At 74.6% G+C, this 26710-nt stretch carries 25 protein-coding genes; 11 read left to right on the top strand and 14 right to left on the bottom strand.

Annotated features, from left to right (window positions below):
• Positions 1-46 precede the first annotated feature (46 nt).
• Together PP1_RS24960 and PP1_RS24955 are read left to right on the top strand one after the other, a co-directional pair.
• Complete coding sequence (locus PP1_RS24960) at positions 47-256, top strand: heavy-metal-associated domain-containing protein (protein WP_010230494.1); 210 nt, start codon at positions 47-49, stop codon at positions 254-256.
• Between the two features lie 216 nt (positions 257-472).
• Complete coding sequence (locus PP1_RS24955; RefSeq protein ID WP_083697374.1) at positions 473-2671, top strand: heavy metal translocating P-type ATPase; 2199 nt, start codon at positions 473-475, stop codon at positions 2669-2671.
• 9 nt (positions 2672-2680) lie between these two features.
• Here the strand turns inward: PP1_RS24955 and PP1_RS24950 are convergent, their stop codons facing one another.
• Both PP1_RS24950 and PP1_RS24945 read right to left on the bottom strand, forming a co-directional pair.
• Entirely contained in the window at positions 2681-3445 is a 765-nt protein-coding gene (locus PP1_RS24950; protein WP_010230488.1) for a GAF and ANTAR domain-containing protein, read from the bottom strand.
• Between the two features lie 173 nt (positions 3446-3618).
• Complete coding sequence (locus PP1_RS24945; protein ID WP_139323920.1) at positions 3619-4758, bottom strand: FUSC family protein; 1140 nt, start codon at positions 4756-4758, stop codon at positions 3619-3621.
• Between the two features lie 330 nt (positions 4759-5088).
• Between PP1_RS24945 and PP1_RS24940 the strand changes: the two genes are divergently transcribed.
• The 5 genes from PP1_RS24940 to PP1_RS24920 all read left to right on the top strand — a co-directional run bounded on the left by PP1_RS24940 (position 5089) and on the right by PP1_RS24920 (position 10438).
• On the top strand, positions 5089-5904 hold the full coding sequence (locus PP1_RS24940; protein WP_010230482.1) for a sigma-70 family RNA polymerase sigma factor: 816 nt from the start codon (positions 5089-5091) through the stop codon (positions 5902-5904).
• A 57-nt stretch (positions 5905-5961) separates the two neighbouring features.
• Positions 5962-7017, top strand: coding sequence for an acyl-CoA dehydrogenase (locus PP1_RS24935; RefSeq protein WP_249266031.1), 1056 nt, complete (start codon positions 5962-5964; stop codon positions 7015-7017).
• Positions 7017-8303 (top strand): bifunctional PIG-L family deacetylase/class I SAM-dependent methyltransferase, encoded by a 1287-nt coding sequence (locus tag PP1_RS24930; RefSeq protein WP_083697199.1) that lies wholly within the window; start codon positions 7017-7019, stop codon positions 8301-8303. The genes PP1_RS24935 and PP1_RS24930 overlap by 1 nt, the downstream gene beginning before the upstream one ends.
• Positions 8300-9052: a glycosyltransferase gene (locus tag PP1_RS24925; RefSeq protein ID WP_010228245.1), complete on the top strand. Its 753-nt coding sequence runs from the start codon at positions 8300-8302 to the stop codon at positions 9050-9052. The genes PP1_RS24930 and PP1_RS24925 overlap by 4 nt, the downstream gene beginning before the upstream one ends.
• Positions 9053-9724: 672 nt before the next feature.
• Positions 9725-10438, top strand: coding sequence for a hypothetical protein (locus PP1_RS24920; protein ID WP_139323921.1), 714 nt, complete (start codon positions 9725-9727; stop codon positions 10436-10438).
• Positions 10439-10469: 31 nt separating this feature from the next.
• Here PP1_RS24920 and PP1_RS24915 read toward each other — a convergent pair whose 3' ends face one another.
• Positions 10470-11237 (bottom strand): class I SAM-dependent methyltransferase, encoded by a 768-nt coding sequence (locus tag PP1_RS24915; RefSeq protein ID WP_010228241.1) that lies wholly within the window; start codon positions 11235-11237, stop codon positions 10470-10472.
• Between the two features lie 9 nt (positions 11238-11246).
• Positions 11247-12260: a methylenetetrahydrofolate reductase gene (locus PP1_RS24910; protein WP_249266032.1), complete on the bottom strand. Its 1014-nt coding sequence runs from the start codon at positions 12258-12260 to the stop codon at positions 11247-11249.
• Between the two features lie 84 nt (positions 12261-12344).
• Between PP1_RS24910 and PP1_RS24905 the strand changes: the two genes are divergently transcribed.
• Complete coding sequence (locus PP1_RS24905) at positions 12345-13487, top strand: hypothetical protein (RefSeq protein ID WP_010224976.1); 1143 nt, start codon at positions 12345-12347, stop codon at positions 13485-13487.
• A 51-nt stretch (positions 13488-13538) separates the two neighbouring features.
• Here PP1_RS24905 and PP1_RS24900 read toward each other — a convergent pair whose 3' ends face one another.
• A complete protein-coding gene (locus PP1_RS24900) occupies positions 13539-13928 on the bottom strand; it encodes a DUF2267 domain-containing protein (RefSeq protein ID WP_010224975.1) in 390 nt (129 codons plus the stop codon).
• Positions 13929-14065: 137 nt separating this feature from the next.
• Here PP1_RS24900 and PP1_RS24895 point away from each other — a divergent pair, with 137 nt between their 5' ends.
• On the top strand, positions 14066-14644 hold the full coding sequence (locus PP1_RS24895; protein WP_010224974.1) for a TIGR03086 family metal-binding protein: 579 nt from the start codon (positions 14066-14068) through the stop codon (positions 14642-14644).
• 10 nt (positions 14645-14654) lie between these two features.
• Here the strand turns inward: PP1_RS24895 and PP1_RS24890 are convergent, their stop codons facing one another.
• Together PP1_RS24890 and PP1_RS24885 are read right to left on the bottom strand one after the other, a co-directional pair.
• Positions 14655-15539 carry a tagatose-bisphosphate aldolase gene (locus PP1_RS24890; RefSeq protein WP_010224973.1) on the bottom strand — a complete coding sequence of 295 codons (885 nt, stop codon included), beginning with the start codon at positions 15537-15539 and terminating at the stop codon, positions 14655-14657.
• Positions 15540-15564: 25 nt separating this feature from the next.
• Positions 15565-16920, bottom strand: a complete 1356-nt coding sequence (locus PP1_RS24885; protein WP_010224972.1) for an FGGY-family carbohydrate kinase — start codon at positions 16918-16920, stop codon at positions 15565-15567.
• Positions 16921-17009: 89 nt separating this feature from the next.
• Here PP1_RS24885 and PP1_RS24880 point away from each other — a divergent pair, with 89 nt between their 5' ends.
• Positions 17010-18242: an HAD-IA family hydrolase gene (locus tag PP1_RS24880; protein ID WP_212592116.1), complete on the top strand. Its 1233-nt coding sequence runs from the start codon at positions 17010-17012 to the stop codon at positions 18240-18242.
• 9 nt (positions 18243-18251) lie between these two features.
• On the opposite strand, the gene PP1_RS24875 is transcribed toward PP1_RS24880, so the two are convergent.
• Positions 18252-19226: a LacI family DNA-binding transcriptional regulator gene (locus PP1_RS24875; RefSeq protein ID WP_010239700.1), complete on the bottom strand. Its 975-nt coding sequence runs from the start codon at positions 19224-19226 to the stop codon at positions 18252-18254.
• Between the two features lie 214 nt (positions 19227-19440).
• Here PP1_RS24875 and PP1_RS24870 point away from each other — a divergent pair, with 214 nt between their 5' ends.
• On the top strand, positions 19441-20820 hold the full coding sequence (locus PP1_RS24870; RefSeq protein WP_010239697.1) for a sugar porter family MFS transporter: 1380 nt from the start codon (positions 19441-19443) through the stop codon (positions 20818-20820).
• A 37-nt stretch (positions 20821-20857) separates the two neighbouring features.
• Here the strand turns inward: PP1_RS24870 and PP1_RS24865 are convergent, their stop codons facing one another.
• From PP1_RS24865 to PP1_RS24840, 6 genes are all read right to left on the bottom strand, one after another.
• Positions 20858-21112: a hypothetical protein gene (locus tag PP1_RS24865; protein ID WP_010239694.1), complete on the bottom strand. Its 255-nt coding sequence runs from the start codon at positions 21110-21112 to the stop codon at positions 20858-20860.
• Positions 21113-21346: 234 nt separating this feature from the next.
• The gene (locus tag PP1_RS24860) at positions 21347-21736 is read right to left on the bottom strand and encodes a hypothetical protein (protein WP_060575163.1); all 390 of its coding nucleotides are present in this window, start codon (positions 21734-21736) and stop codon (positions 21347-21349) included.
• A gap of 387 nt (positions 21737-22123) precedes the next feature.
• Positions 22124-22522, bottom strand: coding sequence for a glycerol dehydratase reactivase beta/small subunit family protein (locus tag PP1_RS24855; protein WP_050802498.1), 399 nt, complete (start codon positions 22520-22522; stop codon positions 22124-22126).
• The gene (locus tag PP1_RS24850; RefSeq protein WP_010239686.1) at positions 22519-24375 is read right to left on the bottom strand and encodes a diol dehydratase reactivase subunit alpha; all 1857 of its coding nucleotides are present in this window, start codon (positions 24373-24375) and stop codon (positions 22519-22521) included. The genes PP1_RS24855 and PP1_RS24850 overlap by 4 nt, the downstream gene beginning before the upstream one ends.
• A 43-nt stretch (positions 24376-24418) precedes the next feature.
• Entirely contained in the window at positions 24419-25000 is a 582-nt protein-coding gene (locus PP1_RS24845) for a propanediol/glycerol family dehydratase medium subunit (protein ID WP_010239684.1), read from the bottom strand.
• On the bottom strand, positions 24997-26709 hold the full coding sequence (locus tag PP1_RS24840) for a propanediol/glycerol family dehydratase large subunit (RefSeq protein ID WP_010239683.1): 1713 nt from the start codon (positions 26707-26709) through the stop codon (positions 24997-24999). Before PP1_RS24840 ends, PP1_RS24845 begins: the two co-directional genes overlap by 4 nt.
• Between the last annotated feature and the right edge of the window lies 1 nt (position 26710).

The raw sequence follows: 26710 nt of genomic DNA, 5'->3' as shown, positions 1-26710 counted from the left end.
CCACCCTGCCCGCACCCCGCGGACACCACGAGGAGGTACGCACGCCATGAGCACCGCCACCTACACCGTCACCGGCATGACCTGCGAGCACTGCGTCGCCTCGGTCACCGAGGAGGTCGGCGAGATCTCCGGGGTGACCGGCGTCGACGTGGACCTGTCCACCGGCGCCGTCAGCGTCACCAGCGACGGCCCCGTCTCCGACGACGCCGTCCGCGCCGCCGTGTCGGAGGCCGGGTACGAGGTCACCGGCTCCTGATCCCGCGGGCGGGCCCGTCCCGCGGCCCGTCCGTCCCCCACCCACGCACCCGGCAGGGGTCGCCGCGCACGCGGCCCACCCCGGCGGGGTCCGATCGAAGGGTCCAGCCATGACAACCCTCGTCCCCGAGGGAGACCTCCGGTGACCACCACCGCCCCGCGGTCCGGTCGTGACCGGAGCGACGACGTCCAGGAGATCGAGCTCGCCATCGGCGGGATGACCTGTGCGTCCTGCGCCAACCGGGTCGAGCGCAAGCTCAACAAGCTCGACGGCGTCACCGCCAGCGTCAACTACGCCACCGAGAAGGCCAGGGTCACCGCACCCGACGGCGTCGCCGCCGCGACGCTGATCGAGACCGTCGAGTCCGCCGGCTACACCGCGACCCCGCCCGCCCCGGCGTCCGAGGAGGACGACGACGGCGACGCCGCGGCCCTGCTGCTGCGCGACCGGCTGGTCATCGCCGCCGTCCTCGCGGTGCCCGTGGTCGTGCTGTCGATGGTCCCGGCCTGGCAGTTCGTGAACTGGCAGTGGGCGGCGTTCGTGCTGACCGTCCCGATCTGGTCGTGGTCCGGGGCGCCGTTCCACAAGGCCGCCTGGACCAACCTGCGGCACGGCGCGGCCACGATGGACACCCTCATCTCGATGGGGACGACCGCGGCGCTGGCCTGGTCGGTGTACGCGCTGTTCTGGGGCACCGCGGGCATTCCCGGCCTGGTGCACCCCTTCGAGCTGTCGATCTCGGCGTCGCACGGTGCGAGCAACATCTACCTCGAGGTCGTCGCGGGCGTCATCACGTTCGTGCTGGCCGGGCGCTGGTTCGAGCTGCGCTCCAAGCGCCGGGCCGGTGCCGCGCTGCGGGCGCTGCTGGAGCTGGGGGCCAAGGAGGTCACCGTCCTGCGCGGGGGTGTCGAGCACCGGATCCCGGTGGGCGACCTCGCGGTCGGCGACCGGTTCGTCGTCCACCCCGGGGAGAAGGTCGCCACCGACGGCGAGGTCGTCGAGGGCCGGTCCGCGGTGGACGCGTCGATGCTGACCGGCGAGTCCGTCCCGGTGGAGGTCCGCACGGGCGACACCGTCGTCGGGGCGACCGTCAACTCCGGTGGCCGGCTGGTCGTGCGGGCGACCCGGATCGGCTCCGACACGCAGCTCGCGCAGATGGCGCGGCTGGTCGAGGAGGCGCAGTCCGGCAAGGCCGCGGTGCAGCGGCTCGCCGACCGTATCTCCGGTGTGTTCGTGCCGATCGTGATCGTCGTGGCGCTCGTGACGCTGGGCTTCTGGCTGGGCAGCGGCGCCGGGGTGTCGGCGGCCTTCACCGCCGCCGTCGCCGTCCTGATCATCGCCTGCCCGTGCGCGCTCGGCCTCGCGACGCCGACGGCGTTGCTGGTCGGCACCGGTCGCGGCGCCCAGATGGGCATCCTGATCAAGGGCCCGGAGGTGCTGGAGTCGACCCGCACGGTCGACACCGTCGTCCTGGACAAGACCGGCACCGTCACCACGGGCCGGATGACGCTGGTCGCCGTGCACACCGCCGACGGCGTCGACGAGGACGAGGCGCTGCGCCTGGCCGGTGCGCTGGAGCGGGCCTCCCAACACCCGATCGCCGCCGCCGTGACCGCGGGGGCGGCCGAGCGGGTCGGCGAGCTCCCCGCCGTCGAGGACTTCACCGACCACGAGGGCCTCGGGGTGCAGGGCGTCGTCGGGTCCCGTGCCGTGCTGGTCGGCAGGCCGCGGCTGCTCGAGGAGTGGTCGGTCCCGCTGACCGGCACGCTCGCCGCCGCGGTGGCCGACGAGGCCGCCCGCGGCCGCACCGCGGTCGCGGTGGCGTGGGACGGCGAGGCCCGGGCGGTGCTCGTCGTCGCGGACTCGGTGAAGGAGACCTCGGCCGAGGCGATCGCCGAGTTCGTCCGGCTCGGGTTGCGCCCGGTCCTGCTGACCGGTGACAACCGGGCCGTCGCCGAGTCGGTCGCCGCCGAGGTCGGCATCGGGACCGGGCCGGACAGCGTGATCGCCGACGTGATGCCGGCCGACAAGCTGGCCGTGATCGAGCGGCTGCAGCGCGAGGGCCGGGTCGTGGCCATGGTCGGCGACGGCGTCAACGACGCCGCGGCGCTCGCGAAGGCCGATCTCGGCCTGGCCATGGGCACCGGCACCGACGTGGCGATCGAGGCGTCCGACATCACCCTGGTGCGGGGCGACCTGCGGGCGGCCGCGGACGCCGTGCGGCTGTCCCGCCGGACCCTGCGAACGATCCGGGGGAACCTCTTCTGGGCGTTCGCCTACAACACCGCGGCCATCCCGCTGGCCGCGTTCGGGCTGCTGAACCCGATGATCGCCGGCGCCGCGATGGCGTTCAGCTCGGTGTGCGTGGTGTCGAACAGCCTGCGCCTGCGCAGCTTCCGCGGGCACGCCGTCTGATCGGGCGGCTCACCCGGCGTCGCGCTCCTCCGGCTCGCGGGAGAGGTGCTCGGCGATCGAGCGCAGCTTGACGTTGAGGTGCTGCGACGCACGGGTGAGCCGTTCGAAGGCGGTGTCCGAGGAGATCGAGTACCGCTCCTTGAGGATGCCGATGGCCTCACCGATCACCTGCCGGCTGCGGACCGCCTCCTGCAGGCCGGACCGGGTGCGGGCGGCGTCGATCGCGACGGCGGCGTGCGCGGCGAGCACGACGATGCGGTCCTGGTCGCTCTCGTCGAAGGCGTCGACGACCGGCCCGAACACGTTGAGTGCCCCGATCGTGCGCGAGTCGATGAACAAGCGGCAGGCCACCATCGACCGGACGCCGCGGCGGGCCGCCTCCGGGCCGTACCGCGGCCAGCGCGGGTCCCCGGCCAGGTCCGGGACGGAGAAATTGCGGTCGTCACGGATCGCCTGCAGGCACGGGCCCTCGTCCATCTCGTGCTGCAGCTCGTCGAGCTGCTCGGCCGTGCGGTCGCTGGCGGCGGGGGTCGTGACCCGTCCCTTGGAGGTCAGCGACACCGCGGCGTGGCTGCACCCTTCCACGATCTCGGTGCACGCCTCGAGCACGCGGTCACACGCGTCGGAGGCGTCCTCCGCGAGGTAGAGGTACCGGGACACCTCGGCCATCACCGATGCGAGGGTCTCCGGCGCGGCGGCGGCATCGGCGTCGGCGCGCGTCTCACCGAAGGCCCCCTGCTCAAGGGTCTGGATCCAGGAACGCTCGTCGGTCACGCGCTGCCGTTCCGCTCGTCGATGTCGTCGTCCAGGGTAGGGGGCGGCCCCGCCGGCTGCAGAGCTGAACCGACAGGACCTGAGCCGGCGACGCGCCCGGGCCCGACGGCGGCATGAGAGGGAGGTACCCGCACACGCGGGTCCCACACGCATCCGGCGCGATCGTCCGGGGATCAGCCCGCCGCCGGGTGCAGATCCGGGGACCGGTCGGACGGTCCGGCCTGCACGTGGTCCAGGCAGCGGCGCAGGTGCAACACGATCCCGGACGCGGCGAGGCTGTCCTCCCAGCCGGCCGCCGCCCCGTCGAGCCGCTCCGTCACCCGGTCCAGCGAGTCGCGCGCGGCGGCCAGGTTCCTGGTGTGGGTGTCGCCGTCCGGCGACTCCGGGCCGCGGGCGAGGTGGAGGAGGTCGGCCGACCCGACCGCCGTCGCGAGACCGGACATGGCGTCGGCGACCGGGCGGCGCAGGTCCGGGTCCAGTACCAGGACGGTGCGTTCGGCCCACGCCGTCTGGGCGAGGACGGTGCTGATGTCCCGTACCAGGACGGCGAGCTGCTCCAGGGTCTGCGCGGCCTCGTAGAGCTGCTGGCCGCGGATCCGGTACGAGCGTGCACGCAGGTTCGCGCGCCGCCCGGAGTCGGCGGCCACGACGGCCTCCCGGGTCGCGTCGATCAGCGGCTCGAAGTCGTGCCGGTGCCGGATCCACTCCTCCCGCTCGGGCGGCCACTGTTCGGCCAGCACGGCCGCCATCTCGTGCAGGTGGTCGGCGATCCCGTCGCGGAGCCGGGTCACCCGGCGGGAGGCGCGCCCGTTCTGCGGGGGCGGCGGCAGCACCACGGTGACCAGGATCCCGACGGCGACGCCGAGCAGCGTCTGCCCGAGGTAGCCGGCCATGAAGCCGGTGGGGTCCACGGCCCCGACGAGGATCGTGAACAGGGCGGCGAGCGGGACGGTGTCGCGCTGCGGTGCGAGGTACGGCAGCGCGCCGAGCGCCATGCCGAGGACGACGGCGAGCGCGACACCCCACCACGTGGCACCGGCGGCGTGCACCGCCGCCGCGCCGAGGCCGACCCCGACGGCGGTGGCGGTGAGCGCGCGCAGGCTCTGCCGCAGCGAGTCGACGACGGTCGGGTAGCAGACGAGCAGGGCACCCATCGGGGCGTAGTAGGGGTAGTCGCCGACGACGCCGGGGACCAGCGTCGCGAGGTACCAGGCGGCGGCGGTCGCGGCGCCGGCGCGCCAGGCCAGGCGCATGCGGTGGCGCAGGTCGTCGGGGAACGACCCGGCCGTGGACAGGGGGAGACGCGATCTCAACAAGGCTCCGTCGCGGTCGTGCGTGTCTCGGGGACGGGCCGTGGTCTCGACCGCAGAGGGGGCCACCGGAGCCGGTCGCGGGAAGGCGGACCGGCCGGCGCACCGGACCCGGTGCGCAGCAGCCGCCGGGACGGTACCCACCATGGCGGGGAGCCACACACCCGGCACCGGACGCGGTGCGGGCCCGATCCGGGCGGGCGCGAACAGAGCAGTGCGGCGGGTGGTCTTGTGGGGACCAGGTGATGTTCGTACCGTCGGCACGTCCGATGTCGAGACGACAGCCGTTCAATCACGCAGCGGAGTCGACGCCCCGAAGAACCGGGAGTCCCCGTGCGTACCACCGCATCCCACTCGTCCGAGTCGCGCCCCGGCACCACCGGTGCCCGCCGCGACGGCCCGAACGCCTACGACGACGTCGAGCCCGACCTACGGCGCCTCGCCGGCATGGATCCCGCCGATCCCGCCCGCGGCCCGCTGCGGGACCGGGTCATCTGCGCCTTCCTCCCGCTGGCACGCAACCTGTCGCGTCGCTACGTCACCGGCGTGCACTCGGCCGACGACGTCGAGCAGGCCGCGACGCTCGGCCTGATCAAGGCGGTCGACCGCTACGACCCGGACGTCGCCACCGGCGGCCCGCTCGGGTACCTGGTGCCCTGCGTCCGCGGCGAGCTCATGCGCTACCTCCGCGACCACAGCTGGGCCCTGCGCGTCCCCCGCGACCTCAAGGAGCGCAGCGTCGGCCTCAACCGGGCCGCCGTGACACTGACCCAGAGGCTGGGCCGTGCCCCGCGCCCCAGCGAGCTCGCGTCCGAACTGGACGTCGACACCTCCGAGGTCGTCGAGGCGCTCGGCGCGATGGAGTCCTACAACGCGGTCTCGCTCGACGAGCCGGGACCCGACGGCGAGACGACGCTCGGGGAACGCCTCGGCGAGGACGACGGCGCCCTGGAGGGCGCACCGGTCCGGACCGAGCTCCGGGAACGGATCGGCGAGCTCCCGGAACGGGAGCGCCGGATCCTGCTGCTGCGGTTCTACGGCAACCGCACCCAGTCCGAGATCGCCGAGGACATCGGTGTGTCGCAGATGCACGTCTCGCGGTTGCTGACCCGCACCGTGGCCACCCTGCGGCACGACCTCGACGGCTGATCCGGCGTCCGGCGCCGTGTCGGGTTTGGACCGCCCGGCAACGGTGATACGTCGCCGGTGACCGATCCCGAACACCTCCACTCCCGGACGGGTGCCGGAACCGGGACCGTCCCGGGTCCCTCCGGGATCCTCGGCCGGGTCCCCGACCCCGCCGGGGCACCCACTCCCTTCCCCGCCGCCGCCGCGGCCCTGGCCGGCGCCGTCGCAGCGGGCGACCTCGACCTCCCGCTGCCCGGCTCCGGGGCGACCGCGGAGCGCTGGACACGCCTGGCCGCCGTCGGCCGCCGTGACCTGCCGGTCGCGCGACTGGCCGAGGGGCACACCGACGCGGTCGCGATCCTGGCCGAGCACGGCCGGGGTGCCGCCCCCGGCGTCACCTACGGGGTGTGGGCGTCGCGGGCCGGCGGTGGGGCACGTCTGGGGTCCGGCCCGGGCGGGCCACGGCTCGGCGGGACGGTCCGGTTCTGTTCCGGCACGCACCTGCTGGACCGGGCGCTCGTCGTCGCGGGTGCCGGCGACGGCGCCACCCGGATCGTCGATGTCGACCTCCGCGATCCGCGGGTCGAACGCCGGACCGGGGCGTGGCGGGCAGCCGGGATGGCCGCCGCCGACACCGACGACGTCGTCCTGCACGACGTACCGGTCCCGCCCGAGGCGGTCGTCGGCGGACCCGACGCCTACACCGGACGGCCCGGGTTCCGGCACGGGGGCGCCGGGGTCGCCGCCGTCTGGCTCGGCGGCGCCGCCGGGATCGTCGACGAGATCGCCGCCGGCCTGCGCGGCACCGGCGGGGACCCGCACCGGCTCGCCGGTCTCGGCACGCTGCACGCCGCGGTCGCCGCGGCGGACGCGCTGCTCGGTGCCACGGCCGCCGCGATCGACGCCGACCCGGCCGACCCGCACCGCATCGCGGTGGCGGCCGCCCGGGCCGCCGTGGAACGGGCCTGCCGCACGGTGCTCGACGCCGGGCCCGAGACCGCCGGGGTCACCGTGCTGGCCGGCTCCGACCGGCTCGCGGCGCGGCTCGCCGACCTCCAGGTCTACCTGCGTCAGCACCACGGTGCGCGGGACCTGGCCGACCTGGGCCGGGCCGTGCTCGGCGAGGAGGACTGATGGAGCCGATCCAGCCCGCCGACGTGTGGGAGGACGCCGTCGCGACGCGCGCCGTCCACGAGCTGGAACCGTCGGGGTTCCGCCGTCTCGTCGTGGTCTGCGCCCATCCCGACGACGAGACACTCGGTGCGGCCGGGCTGCTCCGCGGCGTCGCCGCGGCGGGTGGCACCGTCGAGGTCGTCCTGGCGAGCGACGGCGAGGCGGCGCTCCCCGAGATCGGCGGGCTCGACCGCGCCGCGCTGGCCCGCACCCGCCGGGCCGAGCTCGACGCGGCACTGGCCGAGCTGGGCGTCTCCGCGACGGTGCACCGGCTCGGGATGCCCGACTCCGCGCTCCGGACGGAGGACCTCGTCCCGGCGCTGATGCCGTACCTGGGAGGTGCCGACGCGTGGGCGAGCCCGTGGCGGGCGGACCCGCACCCCGACCACGCGGCCGTCGCGGAGGCGTGCCGGGCGGCCGCACCGGTGACCGTGCACGGCTTCGGCTTCCCGGTCTGGGCGCGGACGCGGTGCGACCCGCACGGCCCGGACGTCCCGTGGGAGCGCGGCCACCGGCTGCGGCTGTCCCCCGGCGACCGTGCCGCCAAGCGACGGGCGATCGCCGCGCACGCGTCGCAGACCGCGGTCCCGGCCGGCGGCAGCCGGGCCGTGCTGTCCGCCGCCACGCTCGAACACTTCCACGGCACCGAGGAGGTCTACTTCCGGGAGCCGCCCGCCACCGGGGCACCGCCGGAGCTGTTCGCCGCCCGCTACCGCGACGACCCGGACCCGTGGCGGGTACGGAGCTCCTGGTACGAGCGGCGCAAGCAGGCGGTCCTGCTCGCCTCGCTGCCCCGCGAGCACTACGGGCTGGCCGCCGAGCCGGGGTGCGGGATCGGTGAGCTCACCCGTGCGCTGGCGAGCCGGTGCCGGCGGCTCGTCGCCACCGACGCGGTCGACGAGGCCGTGTCCGCCACGACGGCGGCCGTCGCGGACGCACCCGGCGTCGAGGTCGCGCGGGCCGACGTCGACGACGCGCGCGCCGTGCCCGACGGCGCCGATCTCGTCGTGCTGTCGGAGTTCCTGTACTACCTGCCCGCGCAGCGGGTGACGGCCGTGCTGGACCGGGTCGCGACGGCGCTGGAGCCCGGTGGCGACCTCGCCCTCGTGCACTGGCGGCGCTGGCCGGCCGAGGCTCCCGCGGACGCCGCCACCGTGCACGGCCGGGTACGGGACGACGACCGGTTCCGCACCGTCGTCGACCACACCGACGAGGAGTTCCTGCTGCTCGTGGTGCGGCGGCGGTGACCCCGCGGCCGGTCACCGCGGCAGGGGTGCTGATCCCGGCGCACGACGAGGCCGGTTCGATCGGCGCCTGCGTGGGGTCCGTCCTGACGGCGCTCGACAGGACACCGGGGCTGCGGGCCCGGGCGCTGTGCGTGGTGGCGGACCGCTGCTCCGACGCCACCGCCGCGCGGGCCCGGGCGGCGGCCGCCGGACACCCGGCCGCCCGGCGGGTCCGGGTCACCGTGCTCGAACGGGGCCCGCAGGCGGTCCGCGACGGGCTGCCCCCGGTCGTCGGGGCGGCGCGCACCCTGGCCGGGCGGACGGTGCTGCGCTCGCTGGGCACCGATCCGGCGACGACCTGGTTGCTCAGCACCGACGCCGACGGCACCGTCGCACCCGGGTGGGTGCGCGAGCACCTCGCGATCGCCGACACGGGGGCCGGCGCCGTGGCGGGCGGCGTCGTCCTCGACCTGCCCGGTTCCCCGCGGCCGCCCGGGGAGCCGCCGGCCCCGGACCATCCCGTCTACGCGGCGAACCTCGGTCTGCGGGCGGACGCCTTCCTCGCGGTCGCCGGTTTCCCGGCGGTGGGCAGCGGGGAGGACCACGGGATCGTCGCCCGGCTGCGGGCACACGGGTTCCGGGTCGTCCCCGGTGCGCCGGGGACGGTCCGCACCAGCGCCCGCGAGCGGGGCCGGGCCCGCGGCGGGCTCGCCGACCTGCTGCGGGACACGGGCTCGGAGAGCCCGGAGGCGGGGCGACCGGTGGCGTGAACGAAATGATCTTCGACTACACAAGAGAGCCAGCCATATTCGCTCCCTTTCCCACACACAGACGCCTCTTATACTTCTTCTCGCCTAGCCGAGGAAACTTTCCGCGTCTCCTCAACTCGACTGGGCGACACAGGCTCGACCTGTACAGATTCTCGTAGACCGGAGGTCGATCGGTCTATCGTCGATACATGACTCACGCGATCAGAAAATCATCGCTTCATGAGCGAGTGTTGATCGTTCTTGGATTACTTCTCGTAATCACTCTGTGCTGCTCGAGTGTGGCTCACGCCAAGGGAGCGAGATCTTCGATCTCCGGCCAATCCGCACCTCTATGCAGCGACTCGGTCAGCGCCAGTCAACTTGATGTCCGCCCCTCAGACGGACCCGTTTCTGGAACCGAGACATGGTCCTTCCGCATCAATCTCGCGGGGATCGAGAACCACCTTGGAGGCCCGCAGGCTCCGGCAGGCAGTTTTACGGCGACCTTCGAGCGGTCCGTCCGTGGACCTTTCGTGGCGTCGCCCCGCAGGGCAAGCGTTCCGGTCAGCTACACGACGACGTTGCGGCCCTCGATCGATGTGCGCGTCGATGTCTTCCGCGCCAGTGGTAGCTTGGCCTGCTACGCGACGTTGACACTCCGCAATCCTGGCCTGGTCGCCCGCAGGTGAGTCGGTGAAGCTCATGGATCGAAATCAGATACGATTCCCAGCCACCTCCTGTCGGACGGTGCACGAGAAAGAAGTTCACGTGGTTCTCAGATTCAGGACGCAGGGACTGACGGCAGTCGTTCCGGACTTCCCACACAGCCCGCGCGAGACCTTTGTCGAATCCGTGACCGGTGCTCCGGATGCTGTGACAGCGATGACGACCTGTACCGCGGTCCCCACCGGTTCGCCGTCCGGTGCCTTCAGCGGCGCACGGCTGGTCTACGTCCACACCCCGCTACCCGACCAGGGACGGCCGGACCTGATCGGGGCAGCAGCCGCTCTTCACGTGGGAGCGACCCTCCCCGGGCCGGCCGACGAGTACCCGGGGGCGGTACCGCTCGCACTGTCCCTGGCGAATGACGAGATCGGGAGTCCGAGTGGCACGGACTGCTCGGTCGTCCTGGACGGAGACGTCGTCGACTGCACATCATGGCGGTTCGCCGGGGCGGTGACGCTCCTCCCCGCCGGCCCGGCGAGGTTCTCCGTCCTGATCCTCGGACGACCGCAGCGCGGAGACGAGTTGGCCTTCGCGCGCGTCACGGATCTCGCCGAGATCGGGATCGAGTCCGATGAGTACGACCCCGGTTCGGTGACCGGCAGACGGAATGCCGCCATGGCGGCGTCGGGGATCGACGACGCTGCGGTCGCGGAGTACCGGAGGCTGTCCACGCATCGCTGACTCCCGCTCGTCACCGGGGGCCGCGAGGTGCTCAGCGGGCCGTGGCGTGCACCAGCACCCCGGCCACGGTGCCCTCGGAGATCAACCGGCCGATCCGGTCCGCCTGCTCCTCCGCCGCGCGGAACCGCGGATCGTCGCCGTGGTCGCGGGTCAGCACCTCGTCGACCCGGCCGATCCGGTCGTGCCAGCTCCTCGGGGCGTCGGCGAACCCGGTGAGCGGGGCCTCCTCGACGACCGTGAACCCGGCCTGGTCGAGCAGGTCCCGGGTCCCGGCGACGGTCGGGAAGAGGTTGCCCTCCGGCGCCCCCGCGGGCCGCGGCTCATCGGCGGTGTACACCAGCAGGCCCAGCCCACCGCCGGGGCGCAGGATCCGGTGCAGCTCGCCGAGCAGGACGTCCTTCTCCCGCACCGTGCACAGCACCCCGAGGCACCAGCAGGCCGGGACCGATCCGGTCGCCAGCGGTATCCGGTGCCCGTCCCCGACGACGGCGGGCAGCCCGAACATCGACGCCGCGGCCCGGCAGGCCCCCGGCATCGGGTCGACGACGACCGGGTCGGCACCGAAGTACTCGCGGGCGTAGGCGGCGGGCCCGCCGGTGCCGCCGCCGACGTCGGCGAGCCGGGTGCCGCGGCCCACCCCGCAGGCCGCGACCAACCGGTCCAGACCGTCGGGGCTGGCGCTGCCCCGGCACGCCGCCGGGATCGCGTGGTCGTCGCCGAGCTCGGCGACCGCCACGCGGGTCCACTCCGCGACGGTGTCGAACTCGAGTTCCATCCGCTCGGGGACGAGGTCGGCCATGGCGTCCGCCTACCCGCGGGTCCCGGCCCTACTCCGGATCCGGTGCCCGATCTCGGCCTTGATCGCGGCGGCGGTGTCGTCGTCGCCGAAGGAACCGCGGCCGGACAGGTTGACCCCGGCGACGCCGTCGACGGCCAGCAGCGCCACGGCCTCGTCGACGGCCGCCTCGATGCCCGCCTCGACCGGGTCGGACGCGGTCAGCACCCGCTCGACCGCGGCCGGGTCGATCTCCAGACCGGGGAACGCCTCCAGCCGCCGCGCGCCCGGCTCGTCGGTGAACACCGCGACCCCGGCGACCACCGGCAGCGTCGCGCCGCGGCCGCGGGCGGCGGTGACGAACTCCGCGACCCGCCCCGGTGACGCCGCGTGGTTCAGGACGACCGCCCCCGCGCCGGCCCGCTGCTTCTCGGCCAGCCGCGCCGGACGCAGCCCGGTCGGCGGGGCGTCCGGCGCCTCGGGGACGACGGCGGGCAGCCCGGCCGCGGCGGCGAGCGACGCCAGCCGGGTGCCGTCGAGGTCGAACACCTGGGAGACGTCCGGCCGCACGCTCGGGCCGCGGGCGTCGCCGGTCACGCAGAACACGGCCTCCGCTCCGGCGGCGGCCAGCCCGGCGACGTCCTGTTCGAGCACGACGCGGTTGCGGTCCCGGCAGGTCAGCGTCACCCACGGGTGTCCGCCCGCCTCCCGGGCGAGCACGGCCAGCATCGTCGGCGGGAAGTCCGGCTCGTCGTGGTGCTGGCCGATCAGCAGGGCGTCGCACGAGCCGGCGATCGTCCGCACGATCCGGCCGAGTGCGGCGGGATCGTACGGCGGCGACGTCAGATCGGTGAGCACGACGGGCCCTTCGTGCCCGAACGCCGCCGGTGCCGCCGACCGGCCGGGCGGCCCGGTCCACGGGACGGCGGCACCGCCGGTGAAGGGGCACGGCACCGTCCCGAGCTCGCAGGTCAGGTCCGCGCGGACGCCCCCGCACGGTCCGAACTCCATCCGCTTCGGGCAGGGATCGAGTCGTACGTCACGCACGCGACCGTCCTCCCCCGTCTGCCTCATTCCAAACCTCTTCCCTGCGCGTGCGTACGGCGCGTACGCGATCTACCGTGCCCCGCCGTGACCGATACGTCCCGTGCCACCGTCCTCACACTCGTCGCCGATCCCGGGCTGCCCGCCGAGCTCGCCGAGCGGCTGGCCCGCGAGCTTCCCACCGAGCTCGACCGGCACGGGGACGGCCGGTGGGAGGTCCGGCTGTCCGGCGAGCAGATCGCGCTCGATGCGCAGGGGTCCCTGCCGATGCTGGAGATCGGGGGGCGCGCCCGCGAGAACGACGCGGCCGACGCGGTCGTGCTGATCACCGACCTGCCGCGCCGGGCCGGGCAGGACCCCGTCGCCGCCGACGCCGGCACCGGCGACCGGGTGGGCCTGGTCTCGCTGCCCGCGCTCGGGGCACTCGACCAGTACCGGCGCTGCCGGGACACGGTCGTCCGGCTCGTGACCCGGCACCTGTTCCCCGCCGAGGACCGGGCCGCGGTCGGCGAGAGCGCGCAGGCCGGGAGCGCGGGCTCGCTCACCCGACTCGACCCCGGTGACGGGAACGAGGACGACGCCGGCAGCGCGGGCGTCGAGGACGGCGTCGACGTCCGCCTGGGTCTGGTCGGTGTGCGGGGCCGGCTCCGGCTGCTCGCCGGGCTGGTCCGCGCGAACCGCCCGTGGCGGCTCGTGCCGAGCCTGTCCCCCGCGATCGCGGCGGCCGCGGGCGGGGCGGCGTTCGGCATCTTCTACTCGAACATCTGGCAGCTGGCGACCGCGCTCGGCGTGACCCGGCAGATCACCGTCATGCTGCTCGCGCTCGTCGGGATGACCGCCTGGCTGATCCTGAACAACGGGCTCTGGGAGTCGCGGCGCAGCCGGTCGCTGCGCGAGGAGATGCTGCTGTCCAATGCCTCGACGGTGATCACCGTCGGGGTCGGGGTCCTGATCATGTTCGCGCTGCTGTTCGCGATGTCGCTGGTGGCCGCGGCGCTGGTCGTCCCGCCCGACTACCTCGGTTCGACGCTCATGCGCGAGTCCGGGTTCGACGACTACCTCATGATCGCCCTGCTCTCGACCTCGATGGGCACCGTCGCCGGCGCGCTCGGATCCGGCTTCGCCGACGAGTCGGCGGTCCGGCAGGCCGCGTACAGCCGTCGTGAGCAGGAGCGGCGGGCGCGGCTGGACCGGGAGGAGGAGCGCCAGGAGGGCGGGCGTCAGGGCTGAGTCGCGGCTGGTGCGCGGGCGGGAGCCGCCCGCACACCAGCCGAGTGGTCGTCAGCGGTGCCGCACCAGGTCGGTCTGCAGCAGGTCGGCGTACTCGCCGGGCAGCTGGGCGGCGAGGTGGGCGTACTCCTCGTCGGTCACCGCGACGGCGATCGTCGCCAGCGTCGCGCGGGCGTGGCGCCGGGCGTCGGCTCGCGGGACGCCCTCGTCGTCGGCCACCCGGTCGTAGAACCCGTCGACGTCGAACCGCTCGCCCCCGCCCGTCGCGGGCAGGGCCTCCCCCAGGTCACCGGGGAGCTGGGAGGCGAGGTTGCCGGGCATCCCGCCCGCGAGGCGGCTGCCGAGCACCCGCAGGGTCGACCGGACCGCGCGGTCGGCGGCGGACTGGTCGGGCAGCTCGCCGCTGTCGCGGACGGTGCTGATGAACGTGTCGTACTGCATGCCCGTCGCGTACCCGGCACGCCGGTCCCGACACGTGCGGATCGTCGTCGACCGATGAGCCGGGCCCGTCGCCACGGTCGGAACCTACGACGGCGCGGCGGCCGCGCCGCGCGGCCGCACCAGGGAGGGCGACGACCATGGGCGACGTGACTGCCGACCGGACCCCCGCCGACGAGTACCGCGAGATCGCGGGCCGGTTCACGGAGGTCGTCGAGGGCGTGCCCGGCGACGACGCCTGGGACCGGCGCTCGCCGGTGCCCGAGTGGACCGCCCGCGACGTCGTCGGTCACCTCGTGGAGTGGTTCCCTGCGTTCCTCGCGGGCGGAGCCGGCGTGACGCTGCCCGCGGGGCCCGGCGTCGACGAGGACCCGGTCGCCGCCTGGCGCACCCTGAGCGACGGCGTCCAGGCCCTGCTCGACGACCCGGCGTCGGCCGGCCGGACGCTGAGCAACCCGCACATCGGCGAGCTCGACGTCCCCACCGCCGTCTCCCGCTTCTTCACCGCCGACGTCTTCCTGCACACCTGGGACCTCGCCCGCGCCACCGGCCAGGACGCGACGCTCGATCCCGGACGGTGCGCGACGATGCTGGAGGGGATGCTGCCGCTCGACGACCTGCTGCGAGCGAGCGGCCAGTACGGCCCGCGGGTGGCGGTCCCGGACGACGCCGACGTGCAGACCCGGCTGCTCGCCTTCATCGGGCGGGACCCGCGCTGACCCGCGGCCGTCAGGCGTCGACGACCGACTCCAGCTCCCGCAGCCGCGGCAGGGCGCGCCCGGTCAGGTGCTGCTCCCGCACCTCCGCGGAGATCGACAGGCTGTCCTTCCACAGCGACCGGCCCGCCATCGCCCCGGCCGCGCCGTTGTCGACGGCGACCTTCACCTGGCCGATGAAGGTCTCGTGGTCGACGCCGGCCGACAGCACCGCCCACGGCACGCCCGCGGCCGCCTCCGTCACCGCGGCGGCCGCCTCGGCCGAACCCGGGTACTGCAGCTTCAGCACCTTCGCCCCGCAGCCGACGGCCAGCTTCGCCCCGTCGGCGACCAGCGCCGGGAACGCGGCGGCGTAGTCCGCGTCGGACTCGCCGTCGAGCTGGTAGGTGAGCAGCTCGACGATCAGGAGCACGCCCTCGTCGGCGCAGTCGCGCACGCAGTCGCGGATCTGTGCGGCGACCGTCGAGTCCGGGCCCTGGCGGTCCGGGCGGGTGTAGAAGAGCATCTTGGCGACGTCGCCACCCAGGTCACGGACCCGGCGCGCGGTCACGCCCGGCACGAACCGGGTGTGGCGCAGGCCGTCGACGGTCTCGTAGCCGGAGGCGTCCATCCCGACGACGAGTGCGGTGTCGCGCGCCAGCGTGCCGTCGTCGACGACGCCCGGCAGCGCCACCTCCGGGTCCAGCAGGATCGCCGGCGCGGAGTTGGCCAGGTGGCGGACCAGGTCGGACTTCGCCGCGGCGAGCTCCTCGGCGCTGATCGCGTCGGCGCCGTCCGGCGCGTCCGTCATGGCCTTGCGCATGCCGTTGCGCTGGTCGGCGGCGACGATCAGCATCCGCCCGCCGGGGGTCGAGATCGCGGTCAGGCCGCGGCGCTCGGGGGTGGTGAGTGCGTTCATCGGTTCCTCCTGGTGTGGTGCCTGGTCAGCGGGCCGGCGCGGGGTCGCCGGCAGGCGTCAGCCGGGCGGCGACGAGTGCCGCGCCGTACGCGGTCTCCTGCGCCCGGCCGGAGACGGTCACGCCGGGCAGCACCTGCGCGCGGGCCCGCCGGACGCTGTCCATCCCGGCCCATCCGCCGGTGAGCGTGGCCGACGTCGCGGGCGGGAGCTCCCGGTCGATCGCGGTGACGAGGCGGGCGATCTCGTCGTTGCTGTGCCGCAGCACGGCGGCGACGACCTCGGCGGGGCTCACGCCGTCGGTGCGCACCGTGATCGCGAGCTCCCCGTCGTCGTTGCGGGCCCCGGACACCTCGATGCCGCCGTCGGGCAGGGCGCCCTCGTAGGGCAGGTCCAGCACGGCGGCGTCCAGCCGGTCCCGTCCGGCGCGGTCGCCGACGCCGAAGGTCTGCAGCGCGCGGCGCAGCAGCAGGCCGGTCTTCACCCCGGCGACGAGCACGTGCTTCCCGGGGACGACGTGCCGGACCTCGTTGATCAGGTACTCGGCCAGCCGGGCCCGTGCCGCGTAGCCGAGCGGGGCGTCCACCACCCGCAGCAGGACCTCGGCGGTGCCGATGGACACGTGGTAGCGGCCGTCGCCGATCGTCCCCGCGGCCTCGGCCGCCACCAGGTGGTCGTGCCCGCCGACGGCGATCCGGGCGCCGGCGAAGGGCGCCGGGAACCGCTCGGAGACCGCGCCGAGATCGGTCCCGGCCGGTTCGAGCGGCGGTAGGAACGCGGGCGTCACGCCGAGCTCGTCGAGCATCGCGTCCCACGGCAGGCCGGTGTCCTGGTCGAGCAGCCCGGTGCGGGAGGCCAGCGAGTACTCCGCCGTCGGGCGGCCGCCGAGCACGGTGGCGACGAACTCGGGGAGGTTGAGCCAGCACCGGCCGACGAGCCGGATCCCGCTGTCGCGCAGGTACGCGAGCTTGGCCACCGAGGTCTGCGCGCCGAGCGGCAGCCCGGTCCGGCCCGCGAACTCGGACCGGATCCGCTCCGGGAGGTTCGCCACCTGCTCCGCACCGCGCGGGTCGAACCAGGCGAAGGCCGGGGCGACGGCGTCGCCGTCCCCGTCGAGCAGGACACCGCTCTCCCCCATCCCCGCGACGGCGATCGCCCCGACCGTCCGGTCGGTGACGGTGGCGAGCCGCCCGGCCGCGGCGCCGACCAGCCGGTGCACCGCGGAGACGAGGGTCGGAACCGGGAGGTCCGCGGTCCCGCCCGGACCGGGCCGCCACGGCGTCGGGATCTCCTCGACCAGGACCTCCGTGCCGTCCTCGTCGAGAACGAGCAGCTTGATCCCGGTGCTCCCCAGGTCGATCCCCGCCACGAGCCGGTCGTCCATGGGACCGGACCCCCTCCCGCACCTCGCCGATGACTCCGGTGTCATGGCTTGCCATGACACCGGTGACTTGTACCGATATCGTCGGCAGCATGACGTCGCGTTGTCAACCCGGCCGGTCCACGGTGATCGCGGTCTCGGGAGCCGCCGGGAGCGGCAAGTCGACCCTCGGCCGCACCCTCGCCACGACCCTGCGGGCCCCGCTGCTCGACCTCGACACGCTCACGAATCCGCTGCTCGACGGTCTGCACGGCCCGGTGCTGACCGAGCACTGGCTCACCGGGGAGCACCGGTCCACGATCCGCGACGCGCGCTACGCCGCCCTCCGCGCGACGGCCGCCGAGGTCGCGGGCACGGCCGGGACCGTCGTGCTGGTCGCGCCCTTCACGGCCGAGCTCACCGGCGGGCCGGAGTGGGAGGCGCTCGCCGCTGCCGTCGCCCCCGCCGAGCTGCGGATGGTCCACCTGCGCGGGGACGCGGAGCTGTTCGCCCGGCGCCGGTCCGCCCGGGCCGAGCCGCGCGACGCGTACCGCCCGGCCGATGCCGCGCCGACCGGCACCGGCCCGGCACCGCCCGCCGCGCCACACCTGGCCGTCGACGCCGAGCTGTCCCCCGCCCAGCAGGAGCTGCGCGTGCTGCGCGCGCTCGGGATGCGGACCGCCGTCGATCCGGACGCACCGGTGTTCACCCGGACGTTCGACGCCGTCCTGTCCGACCTGGACGGCGTGCTGGCCGACTCCACGGCGTCGGTCGTCCGTTCCTGGGACCGGTTCGCCCGGGAGCTGGGCGCCCCGCCCGCCGCCGTGCACGGCAACCACGGGCGGCCGGCCCGGATGCTGGTGGAGGCGCTCGTCGACCCGGACGGCGTGGAGGAGGGCCTGCGCCGGATCGAGGCGATCGAGGTCGCCGACGCGACCGGCGTCGAGCCGGTCCCCGGCGCACGCGAGCTGATGGCGTCACTACCCGGCGACCGGGTCGCGGTCGTCACCTCCGGCACCCCCGCCATCGCCGGGGCCCGCCTGCACGCGGCCGGGATCGCCCCACCCGCCGTGCTCGTCACCGCCGACGACGTGCGGCACGGCAAGCCGGACCCGGAGCCCTACCTGCTGGCCGCCCGCCGGCTCGGGGTCGACCCCGCCCGGTGCCTGGTGCTGGAGGACGCCCCGGCCGGCGTCGCGGCGGCCCGTGCCGCGGGCTGCGCGGTCGTGGGCGTGCTGGGCACCGTCGGTGCCGGGGAGCTCGCGGAGGCCGATCTCGTCGTCGACGGACTGGACCGGCTCCGGGTGTCCGCGGGCGCGGACGGGCTGTCGGTCACCCCGGCCTAGCACCGGCACCTACCGGCAGGACTCGCGCTCCACCAGGCGGACGGGCAGCACCGTGCGGCGGCGGAACCGCCTGCGCGGGTGGTCGAGCCGGTCGAACACGCGCTGCGCGGCGTGCTCGCCGAGCGCGACCGGGTCCTGGTCGACCACGGTGAGGGCCGGGGAGAGCATGTCCGCCATCGGGAAGTCGCCGAACCCGACGACCGCGAGCCTCCGGTGCCGCAGCACCGGGACGAGCGCCATGCTGCTGCGCGCGTTGGACGACAGGATCGCCGTCGGCGGGCCGGGCAGCGCGTCCAGCCGCCCGACGACGGCCGCGGCGCTCGCCCGGTCGATCGCCCCGAACTCCTCGTAGCCCTCCGGCACGGTCAGGCCGGCGTCGGCGAGCGCGCCGCGGTAGCCGAGCAGCCGGTTGCGGGCGGTCGGCAGCTCGGGCAGGTCGCCGACGAACGCGATCCGCTCGTGACCGTGCCCGATCAGGTGCTCGGTGGCCGCACGGGCACCACCGGCGTCGTCCTCGATGAAGGAGTCGGCCGCCACGCCCACCGGGGCGCGGTCGACGAACACGATCGGCAGCCGCTCCCGCCACCGGGCCAGGTACGAGTGGTCGGCCTCGACGGGAGCGACGACCAGTCCGCTCAGCGACTGGCTCAGCAACCGCCCGACCGTCTCGTGCTCCGTGCGCGTGGTGTGCCCGACGCTGGTGACCACGGTGGACATGCCGCGGTCGAGCGCGAGCCGGTTCACCGACTCGGCGACGGCGGCGAAGAACGGGTCGAGCAGGTCCGGGACGACGACGCCGACCACCGGCGCGCGGCCCTTCCGGAACGTGGTGGCCACCGAGTTCGGCACGTAGTTGAGCTCGCGCAGCGCGGACTCGACGCGGGTGCGGGTCTCGGGCAGCACGTGCTCGTCGTCGTTGAAGACACGCGAGACCGTCTTCGCGCTCACACCGGCTCGGGCGGCGACGTCTCGCATCGTGGTCATGACGACGTGGCCGGACCTTTCCACAGGGGGTGCGGCGACCGGCGGCGCCGGCAGCGGGGCCGGTCCCGGTCGGGTCGGCGCAGTCTATCGGCCACCGCCCCGGAGGGACCACGGACCGATCATGTCACCGATGTCGCGGTCGCGCTTGACATCGGTGTCATGCCGTCTTCTACTGACGCCGGAGAGACACCTCGAGAACAACCGGAGACATCAGATGAACGACAACGCGGTCGTCGGCACACCACGACGGGGGACCGGGGCCACGGTGATCGCGGCCCTCGGCGGGCTGCTCTTCGGGTACGACACCGGCATCATCTCCGCCGCGCTGCTCTACCTCGGGCCCGCGTTCGGGCTCAGCGACCAGGCCAAGGAGATCGTGGTCGCGTCGCTGCTGGTCGGCGCGATCGTCGGTGTCGCGGGCGGCGGCACGGTGATGGACCGGATCGGCCGCCGGCGCACCCTGCTCGGCGTCGCGGTGCTGTTCCTCGCCGGGGCGGTCGCCTCCGGCCTGGCGGGCTCGCTGACCGTCCTGCTCCTCGCCCGCATCGTGCTCGGCCTGGCGATCGGGGCCGCGTCGGTCGCGGTTCCCGCCTACATCGCCGAGATCGCGCCGGCACACCTGCGCGGCCGGCTCGTGTCGGTCAACCAGCTGATGATCTCCTCCGGGATCCTGCTCTCCTACGTCACCGGCTACGCGCTGTCGGACGCGCAGGCGTGGCGCTGGATGCTCGCGATCGCCGCGGTCCCCGCTGCGGTCATGCTGGTGGCGCTCCCCCGGCTCCCGGAGAGCCCACGGTGGCTGCTCGCGAAGGGCCGTGAGGACGAGGCGCGGGCCCTGCTCGCCGACGGCCGCAGCCCGGCCGAGGTCGACGACGAGGTCCGCGGCATCACCGAGGCGATGCACGCCGAGACCCGGTCCACCGTCCGCGACCTGCTCGGCTCCCGGTTCCGGCCGGGCATCGTCCTCGGCGTCGGCGTGGCCGCGACGAACCAGCTGGTCGGCGTCAACGCCGTCACCTACTACACCCCGACCCTGCTCACCGGCTCCGGTTTCGGGGAGTCGGCCGCGATCCTGTCGTCGGTCGGGCTCGGTGTCGCGAACGTCGCCTTCACCCTCGTCGGCCTGGTCCTCGTGGACCGGATCGGGCGCCGCCCGCTGGTGCTCGGCGGCACCGGCCTCGTCGTCGTCGCGCTCGTGGTGATCGGCGCGGTCTACGCGTTCACCGACCTGAGCGGGATCTGGGCCGCCGTCCTGCTGGCCTTCCTGATGATCTACCAGGCGTCCTTCGCGGCCAGCCTCGGCCTGGCGATGTGGCTGGTCAACAGCGAGGTCTTCCCGACGGAGGTCCGCGGCAAGGCGGGCAGCGCCGGCCTCGCCACGCACTGGATCCTGAACCTGTTGATCTCGGTCACGGTGCTGACCACGATCGACGCGATCACCCCGAGCGGACTGTTCTGGCTGTACGCCGTCCTCGGCGGCCTCGGCCTGGTGTTCCTCTACAGGCGCCTGCCCGAGACCCGTGGCCGCACGCTGGAGGAGATCGACGCCGAGCTGAACGGCGGACGTCCGGCCCGGCAGGCGTCCACCGGCTGAGGTCCGGCCGGTGCCGGCCGGGTCCGGGCCGCCGCGGTCACCCCTGGTCCTCGGCGAGGGCCACCGTGGTCCCGACCGTCATCACCTCCACCGGGAGGAGTCCCGGATCGGCCACGGGCGCGTCGGCCCCCTCGGCGGGCGAGGCCGCGCCGGCGTCGGCGCCGCGCCGCGGACGTCGTTCGGGAAGGCGTGCCTCGATCCACGCCATCCCCATCGTGAGCACCATGACCAGCAGTGGGACGCACAGCGGGATCCAGAGGTCCCCCACGCCGGTACCGACCGTCGACGCCATCGGAGCGCGGTCAGCGTGCGGATCCGGGACTCCTCTCCGGTCCGGTCCGTGGGCGCTCGTCGCGCCCGCCGCCCCGTGTCCTCCCGGGTGACCACCACCCGGTGGCCCCCGTCGCGGCACCGCCCCGGACCCGTCGCACCACGGCACTCCCCTTCCGCTCGCACACTCCGCAGCCGCCGGAGGGGAGCACTCGGCGGCGGCCCTACCCTGGTTGGTTGTCGCGTCCGGCCGACGTCATTCGTCGGGACATTCGGCCAGGTACGCGAGATTCGCCCGGTCCCAGACGGGCGCGTTCGCCGAGGCGAGGTGCGCCCACATGATCGCGTGCTCGACCCCGCCGCCGTAGAGGCGGCCGATCTCGGACCGGCCGAAGATGGCCTCGTTCGCGGCCGACAGCTCCCGGACGACGGCGGCCGGTGAGACCGGGACCGGATCGACGCACCCGGTCAACGGGGCCGCCCCGCCGTCGCGCACCCACACCAGGGCCGCGACCGCGCCCCGGTGGAAGTCGTCGACGCGGACGTCGCGCCCGGCGCTCCCGTTGCCGTCCCCGAGCCGGACACGCAACGTGGAGATCATCTCGTCGAGGACGTCCGGGGCCCTCGTCCGGCGCAGCTCAGCCATGCACACCACGCCCGCAGGCGGCCCCGTCCCGAGGCGGGACCGTCGGGTGTCCCCACCCCTCGACGGGGGCACCGGGGCAGACACGCACCCGGGCGGGCGCACCGGCCCGATCCCGTCGCGAACCGGCCGAGACCATCACGACCATCCTCTCGCTCGCTCGCCGGTCGCCACCCGTGCGACGCTCGTGACCAGGATCGATCGCGCTCCGCCGCCGGTACCGGAACTAGCAGGGCTACTCCCCTCGATGATCACCTACAAGGCTCTTCACGACCGGCGTCGTGAACTGGCCAACGGCGACGCGGACCGGACGAACACGGGCCGGCCGGAACGCGCGGCATCGTCCGCGGGGTCGTCTTCGCCCGGAATCCGCACGGGTGGGAGCGGAGGTCAGCAGCGTCCGGGGGGTTCCACCGGACGGAGTGACGTCCGCAGCGGCAGCCCGGCGACGATCCGCGCCGCGTCGCCGCCGAGCACCCGCACCTGCGCCGGGCCGGCACCGGGACCGAGCGTCAGGAGGACGTGCGGCACGAGGGCGTGGTGCACCGCGACCGTCCCGTCGCGGGCGACGCCCACGCCGACCTCGAGCCGCGACTCCGCCGCGGCGTGCCTGCCGAGCTGCTCCGCGCCGGCGTCCTCCGCTCCTCCGTCCACGGCCCCGGCCGGCGCCGTCGGGATGCCCTGCTCCTCGACGCCCGCGTACACCTCGCGCACGACGACCGCGGGGGCGGCGGCGTGGACGGCGACGAGCACCGCGGGCGGTGACGGGGCCGGACCGTCCCGGCTCACGTCGCCACCCGGTGCCCGGCCCGCCGCGTCGTCCCCGCCGCGACGCCGGCGTGGGCGTCCACCAGCCCGGCCGCGACGGCGTTGCGCGGGCCCTCGGTGCCGTGCACGTTGCCGATGCCGCAGACCACGCCGTACGGGGCGAGCGCGTCGGCGACCATCGCCGGGATCTCGAAGTCCAGCGCCGACCCGCCCAGCAGCACCACCGACCCGAGCAGCCGCAGCGACCCCTGCGGGGCGACCTGCGCGAGGGCGCGGAGCGCGTTGACGACGAACACCCGCTGCTTGGCGGCGCGCCGGACCCGGCGGACCTCCTCCAGCGAGCCGCGCACGGGCACCGCCGCGAGCCCGTCCGGGGTCACGGTGACGACCTTCGCGAACACGTGCGGCGGCAGCGGCTCACCGAAGAACTGCACCGACCCGTCCTCGTGGCGGACGTGGAAGAAGCTCTCCACCTTCGCCAGCGGATGCCGCTTCACCGACTCGGCGGCCTCGCGGTCGTCGATCCCCAGCTCGGAGCCGATGAGCCGGGTGACCAGCTCGCCCGCACCGGCGACGTGGACGGTCGAGACGGTGCCGTCGGCGTCGAGCAGGGCCGCGTCGGTCGAGCCGCCACCCATGTCGACGATCGCGATCGGGACCGACGAGCCCGGCGTGGTGAGCGCGCCGCGCACCGCGACCTCGGCCTCCACCCCACCGATGACGGTGTCGCAGCCGAGCTCGGCGGCGAGCGCGCCGGCCACCGCCTGCATCCGGCTGCGGCTGGTGCGGACCATCGCCGCGAGCGCGACGGCGTTCTCCCGGGAGACCTCGCCCGCGAGCCCGCCGCGCACGGCGGCGGGCACCACGGTGTCCACGGCGAGGACGTCCCGGATCCGGATCTCCGACGCGGGCTGCCCCGTCACGTCGGTCATCGTGTCGCGGACGTTCGCGAGCATGCCGCCGACGTGGGTGCCGGGCTCGCCGTGCACGTCGGTCAGCGGGGCGACCCGCGCGACGGCGTCCATGATGGCGTCCGCGCCGTCGTCGACGCCGACGTCGAGCGTGCGCCCGGAGCCCGACAGCGTCAGCGTCCCGACCGGGATGCGCCGGTCGGTGACGTCACCGGCCGGTGTCCGCACGACGACGGCGGACCGGTTGCCCGAGAGCGCGCGGGCCACCGGGGAGACCTGCCGGGTCTGCTCGGCGTCGAGGTCGAACGTCGACGCCAGCCCGTAGGAGTCCGACAGCGTGCGGATCGTCCTCCCCGGCGGCGCGACCTCCACCGCCGCGAGCATCCCGAGGGGGACCCGCTCCACGGCGGACACCTCGTCGACGACCGGGATCCGGTGCCGCAGCCGGTTCACCACGAGGACCGCGTCGTCGCCGTGCAGGACCGCGGCGACGACCACGACGCCGCGGTCGGACGCCCGGTTCAGCCGCTCCGCGACGTCGTCGAAGTCGGCACCGGCGGCGACCACGACGACGACCGGGCTCCCCGCCGCGGTGCCGCCGAGCCCGTCGAGGGGCACGGTCGTGCCGACCCCGATCCCCTCGCCCCCCGGGGTCTCCGGGTTGTGCCCGATCATCGTGGACTCGGTGATGACGGTCTCGGTGATCGTCTCCATCGCGAGCCCGCTGATCACCGGCGTGGCCTCGTTGAGCAGCACGGTCGCGAGGTCACCGGCCGGCCGCCCGGCGGCCTCCAGGGCCCGCCGGACGGCCGTGACCGCCCCCGCCGTGTTGGCCGGGGTGCCCTTCACCCCCGTCGTCGCGGTCAGCGAGGACGCGAGGCGTCCGACCGCACCGCCGGACACCTCGGCGACGCACGCCTCGGTGGTGGAGTTGCCGATGTCGACGCCGATGACGAGGGACACTCCCGGCCTTCCTGCTCGGTACGGCGCACGCCGCGGGGTTCGGTCAGTCGACGCGGGTGATGACCGGCTCGACCTCCACCGCGGCGCGGGAGTGGTCGATGCACTCGAACTCCTTGATGTGCAGCAGCGCCGCCTTCGCCTGCCAGCGCGGCCGCGCCATCTGGTCGTTGCGGGTCGGCACCGGGCGGGGCGACCGGCCCTGGGCGTACTGGGCCGCGTTCGCACCGATCATGCGGAACACCTCGGCGTCGAGCAACGGGGCCTGCGGGAACAGCTCCAGGTTCGACAGCCGCGGCAGGTCGCGCTGGTGGACGACGGTGGTGCCACGGGACAGCACGCCCACCGCGATCCCGGAGCCGGACAGCGAGGCCCCGAAGTGCGCGATCGCTGCCAGGTCGGCGGTCCGGAACACCTTGATCAGCCGTGCGGTGCCGCCCTGCTCCTCGATGCCGGCGAGCAGCTGCCGGACGACCTCGGCGTGCGGTACCTCGACGATCGTCTTGGTGAACGGGTCGCCGAAGGCCGGCGAGAGCGCGACGACGACCTCCTCGGGCCGGGTGCCCCGCTCCGCGGTCCCGGTCTCGCGCAGGGTCAGTGTCCGGAGCGGTTCGACTGCGGCGGTCATGAGACCTCCTCCTCGGGGTTCTCGGCGGAGGTGACGTGGCGGAGCTTCTTGAGCTCCTCCCACCGCTCGCCGGACAGGCGGTAGCCGGTGCCGGGGCCGGCGTAGTCGTTGGCGTCGTTGATCGCGGCCAGCGGCACGAAGTCGCCGGTCAGCACGGCCGCGGTCTGCAGCAGGTCCCCGGACACGCGCTGGCGGAGCACCTGCAGGTAGTTCTCCGCCACGTCCCCGAAGCCGGAACGCTCCAGGATCCGCACCAGGTCCAGCCCGGTGACGCCGCGCTCCATCACGCTGCGGGCGCCCTCGAGGTCGGCGAGCACGTCGCGGTCGGGGTAGTCGTCGCTGGAGTCGGCGTAGGTCGCCGCCTCCACCTCCTCGTCGGTGATCGCGGGGAGGTCGAGCTCGGCGAACACCGCCTGCAGCGCGCGGGCGGCCTTGTTGCGGACCTGCAGGATGACGTCGTCGCGGACGTGCCGCAGGCCGCCGTCGACCTGCATGTCGCGCTGGATGACGTTCCAGTCGTCGTAGTCCTCGGTGTCGAGGTTGGACCCGGCGAACATGTTGTCCCGGTTCGGCACCGCGGAGTAACCGGAGCACACGAAGTCGGTGCCCGGCAGCATCTGCGGCAGCAGCCGGCTGGTGCGGCGCATCGGCGAGTGCGAGAACGACTGGTCGTTGCCCGACGCGCACTCCAGGTCCATCCAGCTGGCGACGAGGTTCTCCGCGGCGACCGCCCGGATCCCGCCGGGCACCGCCCCGGGGACGCCGATGCAGGAGATCGAGCCGTTCTGCAGGCCCTGCACGCCCGCGCCGCGCGCCATGAGGATGCACCGGATCTCCAGGTACAGCATGGACCGCCCCTCGGCGTTGCCCATCTGCACCTCCGAACCGGTGCCCGAGGTGAAACGCATCTTGATCCCGCGCGAGGCGTAGGCCGAGGCCAGGAACGCCTTCGACCACGGGGTGTCGTCGCCGTCGACGAACACCGACTCGGTGCCGTAGATGGAGATCGTCTCGGCGTAGGCGGTGATCCCCCGCATGCCGAGATCGAGCTCGGTCGCCTCCTCCAGCGCGCACTGGGTGAGGACGCCACCGCGCCCGACCTGGGCGCCGACCTGCAGGCCGATCGCCACCAGCGGCGCGTAGCGGACGACGCCGAGGGTCGTCTCCAGCTCGGCGAACCCGCGCACCGCACCCTCGGCGGCGTCGGCCGCGACCTGGATCGGGTTGTCCTTCGCGCTCGTGGAGTGCGCCTGGTTGGCGGGCGTGCGCCGCGAGCGGGTCTTCTGGATGCCCATCATGATCTCGACGACGTTCATCAGCTTGACGACGTCGAGGATCTTGGCCGGGGTCATCCCACGGCCGAGCGCGACCACCTCCTCGCGGGTGGTCCGCGGGTCGCAGAGCATCCTGGCGATCTCGATCGACGGCGTCGCGAGGGCGTCCTCGCAGGTCGCGACGTCGATCGCGTGGTCGGCGATGAAGGTGTCCATGAAGTCGAACTCGTCGCGGGTGCGGCCGTCGAGCTCGACGATCCGGCCGTCCTCGACGCGCACGCCCGGCTTCGGGTCGAAGTCGGACTCCATCGCGACGAGGCCCTTCTCGGGCCACTCCTCGACGAAGCCGTCCAGGTTGACCGGGCGGTCCTCGAGGATTCCGGTGCGCGTGGACGTCCGCACCGTCGAGTCGGGACGCGGGGCTACGGCGGTCATG

It is taken from the genome of Pseudonocardia sp. P1, from assembly GCF_000178675.2.
GTDB lineage: Bacteria > Actinomycetota > Actinomycetes > Mycobacteriales > Pseudonocardiaceae > Pseudonocardia.
The sequence above is the reverse complement of the archived record's forward strand: the minus strand, read 5'-3'. Positions and strand labels throughout refer to the sequence as shown.

Bases quoted from the DNA above. Each gene is read 5' to 3' on its own strand.
- PP1_RS24840 (WP_010239683.1), bottom strand. From the start codon at position 26,709: ATGACCGCCGTAGCCCCGCGTCCCGACTCGACGGTGCGGACGTCCACG.
- PP1_RS24960 (WP_010230494.1), top strand. From the start codon at position 47: ATGAGCACCGCCACCTACACCGTCACCGGCATGACCTGCGAGCACTGC.
- PP1_RS24930 (WP_083697199.1), top strand. From the start codon at position 7,017: ATGGAGCCGATCCAGCCCGCCGACGTGTGGGAGGACGCCGTCGCGACG.
- PP1_RS24890 (WP_010224973.1), bottom strand. From the start codon at position 15,539: ATGAACGCACTCACCACCCCCGAGCGCCGCGGCCTGACCGCGATCTCG.
- PP1_RS24865 (WP_010239694.1), bottom strand. From the start codon at position 21,112: ATGGCGTCGACGGTCGGTACCGGCGTGGGGGACCTCTGGATCCCGCTG.
- PP1_RS24895 (WP_010224974.1), top strand. From the start codon at position 14,066: ATGGGCGACGTGACTGCCGACCGGACCCCCGCCGACGAGTACCGCGAG.
- PP1_RS24955 (WP_083697374.1), top strand. From the start codon at position 473: ATGACCTGTGCGTCCTGCGCCAACCGGGTCGAGCGCAAGCTCAACAAG.
- PP1_RS24845 (WP_010239684.1), bottom strand. From the start codon at position 25,000: ATGACCGCCGCAGTCGAACCGCTCCGGACACTGACCCTGCGCGAGACC.
- PP1_RS24915 (WP_010228241.1), bottom strand. From the start codon at position 11,237: ATGGCCGACCTCGTCCCCGAGCGGATGGAACTCGAGTTCGACACCGTC.
- PP1_RS24900 (WP_010224975.1), bottom strand. From the start codon at position 13,928: ATGCAGTACGACACGTTCATCAGCACCGTCCGCGACAGCGGCGAGCTG.
- PP1_RS24875 (WP_010239700.1), bottom strand. From the start codon at position 19,226: ATGACCACGATGCGAGACGTCGCCGCCCGAGCCGGTGTGAGCGCGAAG.
- PP1_RS24880 (WP_212592116.1), top strand. From the start codon at position 17,010: ATGACGTCGCGTTGTCAACCCGGCCGGTCCACGGTGATCGCGGTCTCG.
- PP1_RS24885 (WP_010224972.1), bottom strand. From the start codon at position 16,920: ATGGACGACCGGCTCGTGGCGGGGATCGACCTGGGGAGCACCGGGATC.
- PP1_RS24870 (WP_010239697.1), top strand. From the start codon at position 19,441: ATGAACGACAACGCGGTCGTCGGCACACCACGACGGGGGACCGGGGCC.
- PP1_RS24860 (WP_060575163.1), bottom strand. From the start codon at position 21,736: ATGGCTGAGCTGCGCCGGACGAGGGCCCCGGACGTCCTCGACGAGATG.